The organism is Rhodococcus sp. 66b (genome assembly GCF_002076325.1).
GTDB lineage: Bacteria > Actinomycetota > Actinomycetes > Mycobacteriales > Mycobacteriaceae > Rhodococcus_F > Rhodococcus_F erythropolis.
Genome location: NZ_MUZB01000001.1, coordinates 238,733 through 252,778, shown reverse-complemented (window position 1 = coordinate 252,778; position 14,046 = coordinate 238,733). Strand labels below are relative to the sequence as shown.

The window sequence follows — 14,046 nt, the reverse complement described above, 5'->3', positions numbered from 1 at the left end:
CGGTTGACCAACTCGCGTCAGACCGCCCGAAAGGACACTCGTGCAGATCACCCGACGCACCGTACTGGCAGGCGCTGCCGCCGCACCTGCGCTCGCCGCTCTGTCGACGAACCAGGCCGTCGCAGCTTCGCCGGCACGCACCGTTTCACCCGCACGTACCGACAAGTCGTCGTCGTTGCAGGTGGGCGTCGGGATCTCCGATGTGACCGGACCGGTCGCCGAGGTCGGCATGATGGGCTACTCGAGCTTCGACCAACGCGCCGAAGGCCTGCACCAGCGAATGCGCGCACGCGCCTTCGTCTTCGAGTCCGGCGGGTCACGGGTCGCCTACGTGTGCGTCGACAACTGCATGATCTTCCAGTCCGTTCACGACGAGGTCCTACGCCGGCTGGCTGGGAAATTCGGCGACATCTACACCGAACGCAACGTCATGTTGACGGCCATCCATTCACACGCGGCATGTGGTGGGGCCTCGCACAACTACGCGTACAACCTCGCAGTTCTCGGCTTCGAATTGCAGGTGTTCGAAGCCGAGGTCAACGGCATGGTCGAGGCGATCAGCGCTGCCCACGAGAACCTGGCGCCGGGCTCCGTCCGTTTCGGGCGGTCCGATCTCACCGATGCCAGCGTCAATCGATCGCGAGTGGCGTTCGACCTCAATCCCGAAGAGGACAAGGCCTACTACCCCGGTGGCAACGATCACCACATGCGTGTCATGCGGGTCAGTCGGGGCAGCAAGGACATCGGGGCGATCAACTGGTTCGCCACCCACTGCGCCTCGCTCACGAACGAGAACCATCTCATCTCCGGGGACAACAAGGGCGCCGCGGCGTACTTCTGGGAGCACGACGACCGGGGTGTGCGTTACCTCGACGGCGACACCAGCTTCATTGCCGCTTTTCCGCAGACCAACAGCGGCGACATGTCACCGAACCTCTTCCTCGAGCCCGGACGCGGACCGACCGAGGACGAATTCGAGAATGCACGCATCATCGGGCTGCGCCAGGTTGCGGCGGCTCAAACTGCCTTCGGCTCGGCCTCCGAAACCGTCACTGGTGGTGTCGACAGTCGGATCATGTACCTGGACATGGCAAATCAGGTGGTGAGCGGAAGATTCACCCCGGACGGGCGCGAGCACCGCACTGCACCGGCAGCGATCGGTGCGGCAATGAGCGCCGGAAGCGTCGAGGACGGGCCTGCAATTCCGATCTTCCCCGAGGGCACCCGAAACCCCATGATCGACGCCTTGGGCGGCATGGATGCTCCTGTGCCTCAATGGCTTCAGGATGCACAGGCCCCCAAGCTCGTAGTCGTTCCGGTCGGCCTGTTGCCACCGGGCGGATGGGTGCCGAACGTACTGAAGATCCAGATCCTGCGGATCGGCCAGTTCTACATCGTCGGTGGCCCTGCGGAATTCACCATCGTCTCCGGATTACGAGTGCGTCGAACCGTCGCCGAGGAGCTTGGAGTTCCGCTCGAGAACGTCATCTTCCAGGGCTACGCGAACTCGTACTCGAGCTACTGCACCACGCCACAGGAATACGATTCGCAGCAGTACGAGGGCGGCTCGACGATGTTCGGCCGTTACACACTGCCGGCCTATCAACAGGGGTACGCCACCCTCGCAGCCGCGATGCGCGACGGCACCGAACCTCCTCGCGGCCCCGCGCCGGCCGACCTGTCCGGGTTCCAACCCAGCTTCGGACCTGGCGTCGACTTCGACGAGCCCTTGCCGGGAACACAATTCGGCGATGCGACCGTCCAGCCCGGCGACAGCTCACCGGGTGCGCAGGTTGCCGTCGAGTTCGTCACCGGCCACCCCAAGAACGACACTCACCGAAACGGGACCTTCTACGAGATCCAGCGCAATACCGGCGGATCCTGGACGCGTGTTGCCGACGACAACGACTGGTCCACCAAACTGCACTGGCGCCGGGTCGGGAGCAACGGTTCCGTCGTTCGCATCACGTGGGATGTTCCGGCCGATACTCCGGCGGGTACGTATCGAGTCCAACACTTCGGTGCGTCGAAGGCTCGGGGTAGCGGCGCGATTTCGCCGTTCTCCGGGGTGACCGCCGAATTCCGCCTCACCTGACCCGCGTGAACGTATCGCTCCCCTTGTTGGACAAGGGGAGCGATACGTTCACGCGATGGGATCAGAGCGCAATGGCCACGTTCAGGCGGCGGTCGGGTGCAGCGAGGTGCTCGACGTCGACTGCTCTGACGCTGCCGGGCGGTCGATCTTCGCCGCGACGATCAGGACCAGCAGACCTGCGACGGTGACCGCCGCCCCCATCCAGATCTGGGAGGTGAAGCCGAGTCCCGCGGCGATGGTGATTCCGCCCAACCATGCCCCGAGCGCGTTGCCGACGTTGAAGGCGGCAATATTTGCACCCGACGCCATGGTCGGTGCGGCCGACGCGTAGTTCATGATCCGCATCTGCAGACCTGGAACCGTCGCAAAACCGAAGGCGCCCATGAAGAACAGCGAGATCACGGTCATGACCTTGCTCTCGGCGGTGGCGGCGAACACGATCAGAACGACGATCAGGATCGCGAGAATCCAGACCAGCGCCTTCGTCAGCGAGCGGTCGGCCGCCTTGGCACCGAGGAAGTTACCGACGAACAGGCCCGAGCCGAAGAGGATGAGCAGCCACGGAACGCTGGACGTCGCGAAGCCTGTGACCTCGGTGAGGGTGAAGGCGATGTAGGTGAAGGCTCCGAACATTCCGCCGTAGCCGAGGATGGTGATGGCGATCGAGAGCCATACCTGCTTGTTGCGGAATGCCCCCAACTCTCCGCGCAATCCGCCGCCGGTCGTGCTGGCGGGCGTCGTCGGGACGAGTGCTGCAATTCCGATGAGCGCGATGACGCCGATGACGGTGATGGCCCAGAACGTCGAGCGCCATCCGAGTTGCTGGCCCAGCAGAGTGCCGAACGGAACGCCGAGAACGTTGGCGATGGTCAGGCCCGCGAACATCATCGCGATGGCGCCGGCACGCTTGTTGGGCGCGACCATGTCGGCGGCAACCACCGAACCGATCCCGAAGAACGCACCGTGGCACAGTGCCGCGACGATGCGTCCGCCCATCATGACCTCGTAGGAGGGCGCGAGCGCGGACATCAGGTTGCCGATGATGAACAGCACCATGAGCGAGAGAAGGACCTTCTTGCGCTCGAAGCGGGTGACGGCAGCGGTCAGGAGGATCGCGCCGATCGCCACCGACAGTGCGTAGCCCGAGATCAGGTAGCCCGCGACGGACTCGGTGACCTCGAAATCAGCCGAGACCTCGGGCAGGAGGCCCATGATGACAAATTCGGTGAGGCCGATCCCGAACCCGCCCATAGCGAGGGCAATGAGACCCAATGGCATCTCGATGTTCCTTTCACAGATTTACGCGTAAGCCGTTAGCGGGCGTGTGCAGTAGTTGCAGGCGCGCTATAAATAGTTGCACGCGCGCGCTACATGCGCAAGCTGGTAGCCTGGAGTCGCAGGAAACGGACAAGGAGAATCACATGGGGATCGCCGACGACGCAGTCGAAATCCGTTCGCAAGGGTGGCGCACGCTCGCAGCACTGCACGGCGCCCTCGACACCGAACTGGAACGCGCGCTCCAGCGTGAGCACAAACTGTCCGTCGTCGAATACACCGTGCTCGACGCTTTGAGCCGCCAGGACGGCTGGCACATGCGGATGGCCCAGTTGGCTCGCGCTGCCGCACTGAGCAGCAGCGCCACGACGCGCTTGGTCAATCGACTCGAAGATCGAGGACTACTGACGCGCATCCTGTGCGCCGACGACCGCCGAGGCATCTACACCGAACTGACGCCGGCCGGCCGCGAGCTTCTCGAAAGCGCACGGCCGACGCACGACGCCACCCTCGAGGCCGCACTCGACGAGGCATGCAAAACACCCGAACTCGCGCCACTGGTGCGCGCGCTCCACGAACTACCCGTCGGCTAGAAGTCTGCCGGAAGCAGGGCACGCTCCTCGATGCCCGAGACCACCTGAGCGACAAACACACTCGCATCGACGACCGCCCGCCCACCACGCGCAGGGACCAGAACGTCGGCGGTGCCGCCGTGCACCTCGTTGTCCCCGATCACCGCGATGTACGGGTCACGGTGAGTGCGTGCCTCGCGGATGCGACGTCCCAACGATCCGTCAGGCGCGATCGCCACTCGAACATCGCGAGCCTCGAGATCGGCCCGCAAACGCTCGGCCTCAACCTGGTGCCGGTCGCCGACGGGCAGAATCGAGACTTGGTTGGGTGCCAGCCACGGCGGCATCCGCCCTTCGAACCTTTCGATCAAAAGCGCAGTCATGCGTTCCATCGACCCGAGCAAGCCCCGATGGATCATGACGGGGCGAGCCTTGGATCCGTCCTCAGCGGTGTACTCGAGGTCGAACCGCTCCGGTTGATTGAAGTCGAGTTGCACGGTCGAGAGTGTTTCCTCGCGGCCGTGCGCGTCTCGCACCTGGACGTCGATCTTGGGACCGTAGAACGCTGCCTCCCCCTTCGCTTCCACGTACTCGATCGAGCGTGCGTTCAGCGCCCCGCGAAGGTGATCCTCGGCGTCCACCCACTGCTCGTCGGTGCCGAGGTACTGCCCCTCTCCCCCTCTGATCGAGAGTCGGTACCCCCGTTCGGCAATCCCCAGAGTCGAGTAGCAGCGCTCGATCGCGTCGAGCGCGACGATCACTTCCGCTTGCACTTGTTCACGACTACAGAAGACATGTGCGTCGTCGAGATTGATCTGTCGGACTCGACTCAATCCGCTGAGAACTCCGGAGAGTTCGCTACGGAACATCGGGCCGAGTTCACGAACGCGGAAAGGTAGCTCGCGATAACTACGACCGCGAGCGGCGAATACCTGAGCGTGATGAGGACAGTTAGCCGGACGAAGGAGAAATGACTCTCCGCCTATCTTCATTTCAGGGAACATGTCTTCCGAGAACTTGGACCAATGACCAGATCTCTCGTACAACTCTTTCTTCGCCATAACCGGGGTATAGACACCCTGACAACCGGAGCGCGCTGCTTGTTCGGCGGCGAACTTTTCGAGTTCGTTCCTGATGACGGCGCCGTCCGGTAACCAGAGCGGAAGGCCGGCTCCGACTATGGGGGTGGTGGCGAAAAACTCCAGGTCGCGTCCGAGTTCGCGGTGGTCAACGCTCATGAGAGCTCTCCAAATCGTTCAAGGGGAGACGCACACGGAGCGACGAAACAGGAAAGCCCCGGGGCGATAACTCCCGGGGCTGAAAGGGTTCGGTCAGCAGTTGCTAAACGATGCGCCGGAAGAGAACCGGCGTCGTCGTGTTGTGCGCAATACTGACCATGTACGTGAGGTTACATCAACTTCCTACCCACCTACAGCCCGAATTGTCGGGCCTCTATGCTGACGCAACTGGGAAGGCGCAGCAGTAGCCAACGAAACACCCACGAAGAGCGAAGTTTCGGCAATCATGTCCGAACGTGAGGTTCTCGGATATGAGGAGGATGTGCGACGGTGCCGGACCACTTGCTCGAACAGTTGATCACCATTCCTTTGTTCACCGGAATCATCGGGTACATCACCAATTGGTCGGGCGTCCTGATGCTGTTTGCGCCGATCAACTTCCACGGGATCAAAGTGCCCGGCCTCAAACTGCTCTTCCCGTTCCTCCCCCGACGCGTCCAGGTGATCCCCGCGATCACCAGCGACGGCAGATTCGGTTGGCAAGGCATCGTCCCCTCGCGGGCGGAGAAGATGGCGTCGATCGCCGTCGACAAATCCCTCGCGAAAGTCGGCAGCATCGCCGATTTCTATCGCGTCCTGGACCCGGACAGCATCGCCGAGCACTTGGTGAACATCTCCCGCAGTGAAGTGCGCGGCGTGGTCACCAGAATCATGACGGCCGAGAATCCTCAGCTCTGGCACAACCTTCCGACGTCGGTGAAGGAGGCCGTCTTCCGCAAGGTGGAGGACGATCTGCCTGCCAGCGTGCGCATGATCACCGACCGCATCGAAGAGGACATCGACGAGTTCATCGACGCGAAGCTGATGGTGATCCGCTACCTCTCCTCGCATCCCAAACTGCTCAACGACATCTTCCGCACGATGGGCAACAAAGAGCTCAGGTTCATGCAGAACTTCGGCTTCTACTTCGGGTTCCCGATGGGCTTCGTGCTCGTCGGAATCCTCCATCTGGTTCCGCAGTGGTGGGTGCTTCCCGTCGGGGGCGTGATCATCGGGTACATCGTGAACTACCTCGGAATCACGATGATCTTCGAACCGATCACCCCCAGCCGTTGGGTGCCGTGGCGGCAGGGACTTTTCCTCAAACGCCGCACCGAGATCATCGCCGGGTACGCAAAAACCCTGGCCGATCACGTCGTGACGCTCGAGAACATCGGCACCGAACTCCTCGAAGGTCCCCGCTCGGACCGAACGCGGCGGATGCTCGATCAGGTACTGCGCGAATCCGTCGACGACGCCGCCGGCTGGGCAAAGTCGGTGGTCAAGATGACCGTCGGTTCGCAGAGCTACAAGCGTCTGCCCGGCCTGGCCACCACCGAAGTGCTCGATCTGTACCCAAGGGTCTTCGAGGACGCGGAGTTCGCCGAGAGCCAGTCGGAGAAGATTCGTGTCTTCGTCACCGAACGCATGAGCATCCTTTCACCGGAAGATTTCAGTGAACTACTACGCTCAGCCGTCAAACAGGACGAGTGGCTGTTGTTCGTACATGGGGCCGTGCTGGGCTCGTTTGCCGGTTTCCTGCACCTCGCAATATTCGGAGTATGAGTCGGAGTATGAGTATGAGTGAGCACGACCATCGCCTGATCGTCGAAGCGGAATCGTACGACTGGGCTGCGGACATCGCGCCGGTCGAATCCGTGGAAAAGCGTCTGATCCGCAGCCTTGTCGGGCTGACTGCCACGACGACGCTCACGTCGATCAAGCTGACGGGTTGGGCTTTCGGAACGGCGAAGGAGGCGACGCGGCAGATCGTTCAGGCTGCCGCCGAAGCCGCGGCAGAGGCCGCTGAATCGGCCAATGTTCAATCCGAACGTCGGGCCGAGAACTCCAACGGAGACGGCTCGCGGACCGAAAACCTACGGGCAGCAATGGCAACTCGAACCAATCGCAAACAGAGTGTCGAAGCCACTCTCGCGGCGCTGCGGGCACGCGGCGACAGGTTGCTGGACCGTTCCGCGGACGTGACCGATCGCGACGATCTGCACCCGGCCTACGACCGGATCCTCGACGAAATCGCGCCGGACGAAGCTCGAATTCTTCGGTTGCTGGCCACTTCAGGTGCGCAACCGAGCGTGGACGTACGTACGGCGCGGCCGTTCGGCGTCGGCTCGGAGATGATCGACGAGGGTCTGTCGATGATCGGAGAACTGGCGGGATGTCGCCATCTGGACCGCATCAGCGCGTACCTGAACAACCTGCATCGGCTCGGTTTGGTGGCGTTCTCACGAGAGCCCGTCGAGGCCGACCGGTACCAGGTGGTCGAGGTACAGCCGTCGGTGATCGAGGCGGTCAAGCGAGCCGGACGATCGAACAAGATAGTGCGTCGTAGCATCCTGCTGACGCCGTTCGGTGACGACTTCTGTCATACCTGTTTTTCTCTGTAGGGCCTCCGGCCCCGTGAGTGGTTAAGGAGCCCCTGGACTCCTTAACCACTCACGGGGGTGCCCCTACAGCCAGGTATCTTCTGTCGTGGTCGTCAGGAACGCTTCCAGATCGTCACGCCAGGTAGCCGGAACAGTCTTGTCCGGCTCGATGCCCGTGTACTGCCCGCGATAGAAGAGCAGCGGGCGTTCGGTCTTGATCTCACTCATCGACGACACCCGTCCGAAGACGACGTAGTGATCACCGCCGTCGTGGACGGTTTCCACTGTGCAGTCGATGTGGGCAAGCGACTTGTCGATGATCGGTGACCCCAACGGTGATGGCGTCCAATCGATACCCGCGAACTTGTCCGGCTCACGCGACCCGAAACGAGCACACACCGCCTGCTGTTCCTCCGCCAACACGTTGACGGCGAACTTCCCGGTCCGCTCGATTGCCGCCCACGACCGAGAACCCTTGGTGGGGCAGAACAACACCAAAGGCGGGTCGAGTGACAGGGCGGCAAAAGACTGACACGCGAACCCGACCGGCTCACCGTCGTCGACTGTCGTGATGATGGTGATACCCGTGCAGAATTGCCCGAGAACCGTGCGGAACTGGCGTGGATCGATAGCCTGTTCCGCACTCACCGACGCGTCGGGCGAACTCACGGCTTCATTCCCACCGTGAAGTCGTGACCCCACAGGCTCACGGCCGTGCTTTCCCTCGCAATCCAGTTTTCGTCCTCGACCTCTAGCCCCTCACAACCGAATTCGATGTCGAACCCGCCCGGAGTCTTCATGTAGAACGAGAGCATCTCGTCGTTGACGTGGCGACCGAGAGTCGCCGACATCTTGACCTTCTTGCGCAGCGCCCGGTCGAGGCACAGTCCGACGTCGTCGGAGTTCTCCACCTCGAGCATCAGGTGCACGATGCCCGTCGGGTTGGGCAACGGCAGGAACGCCAAGCTGTGGTGACGCGGGTTGCAGCCGAGGAACCTCAGCCACGCCGGGTCGCCGTCCGCGGGCCGGCCGACCATCTGCGGAGGCAGACGCATCGAGTCGCGAAGCTTGAATCCGAGTACGTCGCGGTAGAACCGCAGCGAAGCGTCGTCGTCATCGGTGGTGAGCACAACGTGGCCGAGGCCCTGCTCTCCCGTCACGAACCTGTGCCCGTACGGGCTCACGATCCGGCGGTGTTCGAGAGCAGCTCCGTGGAACACCTCGAGGGAGTTGCCCGAGGTGTCCTCGAACGCGATCATCTCGACGACGCGACGGTCCTTGAGCTGCTCCGCCGTGCCTTCCTTGAACGGAACACCGGCTGCCGACAACCTGTCACGGATATCCTGCAGCTCAGCCGCATTCGCGGTTTCCCAGCCCGAGACGAGCAGACGGTCCGTGTCGTTCGGAACGATGACAAGACGCGCCGGGAAGTCGTCCATACGCAGATACAGCGATTCCGCGTCGACGCCCTTGCCCTCGATCATTCCGAGGATCTTGAGTCCGTATTCGCGCCACGCGGCCATGTCGGTGGCCCCGATGCGCATGTACGCCAGAGATCGAATACCCATCATTTACCTCCGTCGAGCAGGAAGTCGGTTGCGAGCCGGTTGAATTCGTCGAACTTCTCGAGCTGCGCCCAGTGACCGCAACCGCCGAAGACGTGGAGTTGCGCGCGCGGGATCATCTTGAGCGCAACCAGTGCGCCGTCGAGGGGGTTGACCCGATCTTCACGGCCCCAGATCAGCAACACGCGCTGACGAAGCTTGTACGCCTCGCGCCAGAGCATGCCGAGCTCGAAGTCACCGCTGGAGAAGGACTTACCCATCGCCTTGGCCGCAGCCAGCGACTCGGGAGTGCTGGCGGCAGCAAAACGTTCGTCGACGAGTTCCGGCGTGATCAGCTTCTGATCGAAGACCATGATCCGCAAGAACGCTTCGAGGTTCTCCCGCGTGGGCTGGTAGCTGAACTTCCCGAGGTTCTTGACGCCCTCGGTGGGGTCCGGCGCAAACAGGTTGACACTGAGACCGCCGGGGCCCATCAGAATGAGGCGACCCGCACGGTCCGGGTAGTCGAGTGCAAAGCGAACAGCAGCGCCACCACCGAGCGAATTGCCCAGCAGATCAACGCGACCGGTGATCTCGAGCGTATCCAGAAGATCATTGAGCGCCGACGCACTGTGCACGAAGTACTGCGGATGCTCCGTCGGCTTGTCGGACTGCCCGTAACCGGGCTGATCGACGGCGATGACGTGAAAGTTCTTCGCCAACACCGGAATGTTGCGGGCGAAGTTCGACCACGACGACGCGCCTGGGCCACCGCCGTGCAGCAGCACGATGGTCTTGTCGTTTCCGACGCCCGCCTCGTGGAAGTGCAGTTTCAGATCGGGGCGCACTTGCGCGAACCGCGAAGTGGACTCGTAGGTGAGAGCTTCTTCGGTGGTTGTCACTGAGCCTCCTCTAGACCATCGTGTCGGTGATCGGCAGACCGAATTCGCCGGTTCCGAACATGACGTATGCGCGTTCGGGATCGTTCGCGGCGTGGACGCGACCAGCGTGGGCGTCGCGCCAGAAACGCTGAATCGGAGTGCCGTTCTGCAGTGCGGTGGCACCAGAGTTCTCGAAAAGCTTGTCGATCGAGGCGATCGCACGGCCAGTGGCGCGCACCTGGTCGCGTCGAGCGCGCAGCCGCAGTTCCATCGGAACCTCTTCGCCTGCAAGGATCAACGCGTACTCGTCGGCGACGTTGCCGGAGAGCTGACGCCACGCGGCGTCGATGTCACTGGACGCCTCGGCGATGCGCACCTTGGCGAACGGATCGTCCTTCGACTTCTCGCCGGCGAACGCAGCACGAACACGCTTGCCTTGATGCTCGACGTGCGCTTCGTAAGCGCCGTAAGCCATTCCGACGATCGGCGCCGAGATCGTGGTGGGGTGAATGGTTCCCCACGGCATCTTGTAGACCGGTGCAGTGTTCTTCTCGAGGCCCGGGGCGGTCAATTCGCTCATCGCCCGGAAGCTCAGAACGCGATGCTTGGGAACAAAAACATCCTTGACCACAACCGTATTGGAGCCGGTTCCACGCAGGCCGACCACATTCCACACGTCGTCGATCTGGTAGTCCTCGCGAGGAATCAGGTAGCTCACGAAATCGACTGCGCGGCCGTCCTTGAACACCGGACCACCGAGAACGGCCCAGCTGGCATGGTCACAACCCGAGGACCACGCCCACGCACCGTTGACCTTGTATCCGCCCTCGACTACTTCACCCATACCCATCGGAGCGTAAGAGGACGAGATGCGCACGTCAGTGTCGTTGCCCCACACGTCTTCCTGCGCCTGCTGAGAGAAGAGGGCGAGGTGCCAGTTGTGTACGCCGATGATCGAGGAGACCCACCCTGTGGAACCGCACGCGCTGGCGATCTTCTTGACCGCGGAGTAGAACAGCACCGGATCGGCTTCGTACCCGCCCCACTGCTTCGGCTGCAGCAAGCGGAAGAAGCCCGTTTCCTGGAGCCCCTTGATGGACTCGTCGGGGATACGACGCAGATCCTCGGTCTCCTGTGCGCGCTCGCGCAGTGCCGGCAGTAGTGCGTCGAGCCTCTGCATCACCTCGTGGCTGTCATGGTTACCCACTTCGACGCTCCCGTCTTCCTCGATCGGTTGGTTCACTTACACTTGAGACTAGAACACGTTCTCTTTTCTGTCGAGACGCTGACAAAGGTCCCGTTTGTGGCCGCAATGCTGTAACAAGTGCCCCCAAAATCTGGCGGAACCGGATCGAGTTCTATAACGTGTTCTACTAACAGCTAGAAGGGATGTGAGGTCACAATGGCGCAGATTCGCGAGATCGACGTCGGAACGGTGCAAACTCGTTTCGCCCGCGGTTGGCACTGCCTGGGTCTACTGAAGACCTTCAAGGACGGCAAACCGCACGCGATCGAGGCTTTCGGTACGAAGCTCGTGGTGTTCGCCGACAGCAAGGGCGACATCAAAGTTCTCGACGGATACTGCCGTCACATGGGCGGTGACCTCACACAAGGCGAGGTCAAGGGCGATTCCATCGCCTGCCCCTTCCACGACTGGCGCTGGGGCGGCAACGGAAAGTGCACCGGCATTCCTTATGCCCGCCGCGTGCCTCCGCTCGCACGCACCCGCGCGTGGACGACCCTCGAGCAGAACGGTCAGCTCTTCGTCTGGAACGACCCCGAGGGCAATCCGCCGCCCGAGGAGATCGTGATTCCTCGTATCGAGGGTGCGTACAGCGACGAATGGACCGACTGGACCTGGAACTCCATGGTCATCGAGGGGTCCAACTGCCGCGAGATCATCGACAACGTGGTCGACATGGCGCACTTCTACTACATCCACTACGCCTTCCCGACGTACTTCAAGAACGTCTTCGAAGGTGAGATCGCCACTCAGTACCTCAACACCACCGGCCGTCCCGACATCGGAATGGCCTCCCAGTACGGCGGCGACACGCTTCTTCGCTCCGAAGCTGCGTATTACGGACCGTCGTACATGGTCAATCCCCTGTGGAACAGCTACAGCGGATACGAGGTCGAGAGTGTTCTGATCAACTGCCACTACCCGATCAGCCCGGACTCGTTCGTGCTGCAGTGGGGCGTGACGGTCAAGAAGCCGACGGGTGTCTCCGACGAGATGGCCGACAAGTTGGCCGGCAAGTTCACCGAGGGCATCAGCGAAGGCTTCCTACAGGACGTCGCGATCTGGAAGAACAAGACCAAGATCGAAAATCCCCTCCTCTGCGAAGAAGACGGCCCCGTCTACCAGCTACGACGCTGGTACGAGCAGTTCTACGTGGACAAGGCCGACGTCACCGAGAAGATGACGCAGCGCTTCGAGTTCGAGGTGGACACCACCAAGGCAAACGAGGCCTGGCACGCCGAGGTCGAGGAAAACCTCGCACGCCAGAAGGCCGAGAAGGAAGCTGCAGCAGAAGCGGCAAAGAAGGAAGCAGAGGTCTAATCGTGAGCGCCTCGATCGGAACCGACGCACGGTGGGCTCGTTGGGCCAAGGCACCGGACTTTGCCGGGCAGACGGAACGACTCGAGGCGATCGCGGCCCAGACGATCGAGGACAAGCACGAATACCTCGACTCGGGTCTGCAGGAAGTCGACTGCAAGGCATGCGGTGCCTGCGTGCTTGTTCGCAAGAACACGTACAAGCACACCAGTGTTCAGTGGACTTCCGACCCGGCGCTGCGTTGCCACACCTTCAAAGAGGCAATTGCTTCCGGGCAGTCGACGGCGTTGAAGGACGGCTGCCCGAAACTGCACGACAGCATCGCCGACGCAGTAAGGGACGGCACCATCACGGTGCGTGATCCCGAGGTCAGCTGACCTGACTGTGAAGAACGAGGGCCGACCCACCACGGGTCGGCCCTCGTTTTACGTTCCAGCGACTGCGCGTCCGTCAGGCAGGCGGTCGCACCTTTCGTGCAGCCACCGCGTAGACGTCGCTCGACGTGGTGAGAGAGTTCTTTCCGCTGGCCGCCGGCAGTCCCCCGCGTAGATTCACCGCCCAGTTGAGCGCACCGAGCGGTCCACATCCGCTGGCTCCCGGCGTCGCAAACACAGCATCCGAATGTGGGACTGCCGGGAACACTGCACCGGGGAACTCACCGATAGGTTCCGACGGAGGGTTTCCGGTTGTGGTCAGGTGAAGGTTGATCGGATTCGAAACCGAACCGATGTAGCAATCGTCACCGAGCAACGGATTAGACAGTTTCAATCGAACAGGCATGGTGAGTTCCTGCTCGAGAACCTTCAGATCCGGGACTCCCACCGATTCCACCGTCGCGCTGATCTGAGTCAGTCCCAGCGGAGTATCGATCCCGAGAGCACCTCCGGGTACCGAAATTGGATTGGAATAGACCCCGTTGGACCCGTCCTGCTTGGCGACGAACGTCTCGATGAAACTGTTGTCCGGCTGGGTCGCGTATTTCACGCCGCCCGCAACCTTGAGACTTCCGTCCGGGATCGGCACCGAAAGCGCGCCCAATTTCATGGTCCCTCCGCGAACTACGACGCTGGCGCACGTCGTCACCTCGAGATCCTCGATCGGGCACGTGCCCCAACCGTCGAAGGTCAACGGATCAACCTCTGCCGCACCGGAGGAACCGAGCGATCCGCTGCCGGAAGACCCTGACGATGATTCGTCGGCGATTGCCACACCTGCACCGGCCATGACAAATGTTGCAACTAGCGCAACTGTCGACATCACTCGAGACTTATTGCGACTCTTCATCTTCGAAACCCTCCACCGTTGACGGAATCTGACGAGAGCCGCCCACGGGCTGCACCTCGACGCACGTCCGGCACGCTACCGAGAAGCGGGACTTGGATTCACACATATCGGCGAAACTTCCCACCAAAGAACTACGGCGATCAGTCTCGATCGAACTTCCGTCCTAGCTCGGAA

Annotated in this window: 13 protein-coding genes; 6 read left to right on the top strand and 7 right to left on the bottom strand. The window is 62.0% G+C overall.

Annotated elements, in window-relative coordinates; genetic code table 11:
* The first annotated feature begins 40 nt into the window (after positions 1 to 40).
* The gene (locus tag B0E55_RS01175) at positions 41 to 2,095 is read left to right on the top strand and encodes a neutral/alkaline ceramidase (RefSeq protein ID WP_080908925.1); all 2,055 of its coding nucleotides are present in this window, start codon (positions 41 to 43) and stop codon (positions 2,093 to 2,095) included.
* Between the two features lie 81 nt (positions 2,096 to 2,176).
* On the opposite strand, the gene B0E55_RS01170 is transcribed toward B0E55_RS01175, so the two are convergent.
* A complete protein-coding gene (locus B0E55_RS01170) occupies positions 2,177 to 3,373 on the bottom strand; it encodes an MFS transporter (protein ID WP_080908924.1) in 1,197 nt (398 codons plus the stop codon).
* Between the two features lie 143 nt (positions 3,374 to 3,516).
* Between B0E55_RS01170 and B0E55_RS01165 the strand changes: the two genes are divergently transcribed.
* Positions 3,517 to 3,963, top strand: coding sequence for a MarR family winged helix-turn-helix transcriptional regulator (locus B0E55_RS01165; RefSeq protein ID WP_003945852.1), 447 nt, complete (start codon positions 3,517 to 3,519; stop codon positions 3,961 to 3,963).
* Here B0E55_RS01165 and thrS read toward each other — a convergent pair.
* A complete protein-coding gene (thrS, locus tag B0E55_RS01160) occupies positions 3,960 to 5,180 on the bottom strand; it encodes a threonine--tRNA ligase (protein WP_080908923.1) in 1,221 nt (406 codons plus the stop codon). The two genes, B0E55_RS01165 and thrS, sit on opposite strands and share 4 nt — an antisense overlap.
* Positions 5,181 to 5,510: 330 nt before the next feature.
* On the opposite strand from thrS, the gene B0E55_RS01155 reads away from it, so the two are divergent.
* Both B0E55_RS01155 and B0E55_RS32100 read left to right on the top strand, forming a co-directional pair.
* Positions 5,511 to 6,785, top strand: a complete 1,275-nt coding sequence (locus tag B0E55_RS01155; RefSeq protein WP_080908922.1) for a DUF445 domain-containing protein — start codon at positions 5,511 to 5,513, stop codon at positions 6,783 to 6,785.
* A 14-nt stretch (positions 6,786 to 6,799) separates the two neighbouring features.
* Positions 6,800 to 7,624, top strand: a complete 825-nt coding sequence (locus B0E55_RS32100; RefSeq protein WP_019746907.1) for an Abi-alpha family protein — start codon at positions 6,800 to 6,802, stop codon at positions 7,622 to 7,624.
* A gap of 63 nt (positions 7,625 to 7,687) precedes the next feature.
* Here B0E55_RS32100 and hsaB read toward each other — a convergent pair whose 3' ends face one another.
* From hsaB to hsaA, 4 genes are read right to left on the bottom strand one after another with little or no spacing between them, the layout of a single operon-like run.
* Positions 7,688 to 8,272 carry a 3-hydroxy-9,10-secoandrosta-1,3,5(10)-triene-9,17-dione monooxygenase reductase subunit gene (gene hsaB, locus B0E55_RS01145; RefSeq protein ID WP_003945677.1) on the bottom strand — a complete coding sequence of 195 codons (585 nt, stop codon included), beginning with the start codon at positions 8,270 to 8,272 and terminating at the stop codon, positions 7,688 to 7,690.
* Positions 8,269 to 9,171, bottom strand: a complete 903-nt coding sequence (gene hsaC / locus B0E55_RS01140; RefSeq protein WP_003945585.1) for an iron-dependent extradiol dioxygenase HsaC — start codon at positions 9,169 to 9,171, stop codon at positions 8,269 to 8,271. The genes hsaB and hsaC overlap by 4 nt, the downstream gene beginning before the upstream one ends.
* Complete coding sequence (gene hsaD, locus B0E55_RS01135; protein WP_080908921.1) at positions 9,171 to 10,049, bottom strand: 4,5:9,10-diseco-3-hydroxy-5,9,17-trioxoandrosta-1(10),2-diene-4-oate hydrolase; 879 nt, start codon at positions 10,047 to 10,049, stop codon at positions 9,171 to 9,173. The genes hsaC and hsaD overlap by 1 nt, the downstream gene beginning before the upstream one ends.
* A 10-nt stretch (positions 10,050 to 10,059) precedes the next feature.
* On the bottom strand, positions 10,060 to 11,235 hold the full coding sequence (gene hsaA / locus B0E55_RS01130; RefSeq protein WP_031332838.1) for a 3-hydroxy-9,10-secoandrosta-1,3,5(10)-triene-9,17-dione monooxygenase oxygenase subunit: 1,176 nt from the start codon (positions 11,233 to 11,235) through the stop codon (positions 10,060 to 10,062).
* Positions 11,236 to 11,430: 195 nt separating this feature from the next.
* Between hsaA and B0E55_RS01125 the strand changes: the two genes are divergently transcribed.
* Complete coding sequence (locus tag B0E55_RS01125; protein WP_003945847.1) at positions 11,431 to 12,591, top strand: Rieske 2Fe-2S domain-containing protein; 1,161 nt, start codon at positions 11,431 to 11,433, stop codon at positions 12,589 to 12,591.
* A 2-nt stretch (positions 12,592 to 12,593) separates the two neighbouring features.
* Positions 12,594 to 12,965: a hypothetical protein gene (locus B0E55_RS01120; RefSeq protein ID WP_007734099.1), complete on the top strand. Its 372-nt coding sequence runs from the start codon at positions 12,594 to 12,596 to the stop codon at positions 12,963 to 12,965.
* 73 nt (positions 12,966 to 13,038) lie between these two features.
* Here B0E55_RS01120 and B0E55_RS01115 read toward each other — a convergent pair whose 3' ends face one another.
* Positions 13,039 to 13,872, bottom strand: a complete 834-nt coding sequence (locus B0E55_RS01115) for a hypothetical protein (RefSeq protein ID WP_080908920.1) — start codon at positions 13,870 to 13,872, stop codon at positions 13,039 to 13,041.
* Between the last annotated feature and the right edge of the window lie 174 nt (positions 13,873 to 14,046).

Excerpts from the sequence above, each read along its gene's own strand:
- B0E55_RS01170 (WP_080908924.1), bottom strand. The coding sequence starts at position 3,373 with ATGCCATTGGGTCTCATTGCCCTCGCTATGGGCGGGTTCGGGATCGGC.
- B0E55_RS01165 (WP_003945852.1), top strand. The coding sequence starts at position 3,517 with ATGGGGATCGCCGACGACGCAGTCGAAATCCGTTCGCAAGGGTGGCGC.
- thrS (WP_080908923.1), bottom strand. The coding sequence starts at position 5,180 with ATGAGCGTTGACCACCGCGAACTCGGACGCGACCTGGAGTTTTTCGCC.
- B0E55_RS32100 (WP_019746907.1), top strand. The coding sequence starts at position 6,800 with ATGAGTGAGCACGACCATCGCCTGATCGTCGAAGCGGAATCGTACGAC.
- hsaC (WP_003945585.1), bottom strand. The coding sequence starts at position 9,171 with ATGGGTATTCGATCTCTGGCGTACATGCGCATCGGGGCCACCGACATG.
- B0E55_RS01125 (WP_003945847.1), top strand. The coding sequence starts at position 11,431 with ATGGCGCAGATTCGCGAGATCGACGTCGGAACGGTGCAAACTCGTTTC.
- B0E55_RS01115 (WP_080908920.1), bottom strand. The coding sequence starts at position 13,872 with ATGAAGAGTCGCAATAAGTCTCGAGTGATGTCGACAGTTGCGCTAGTT.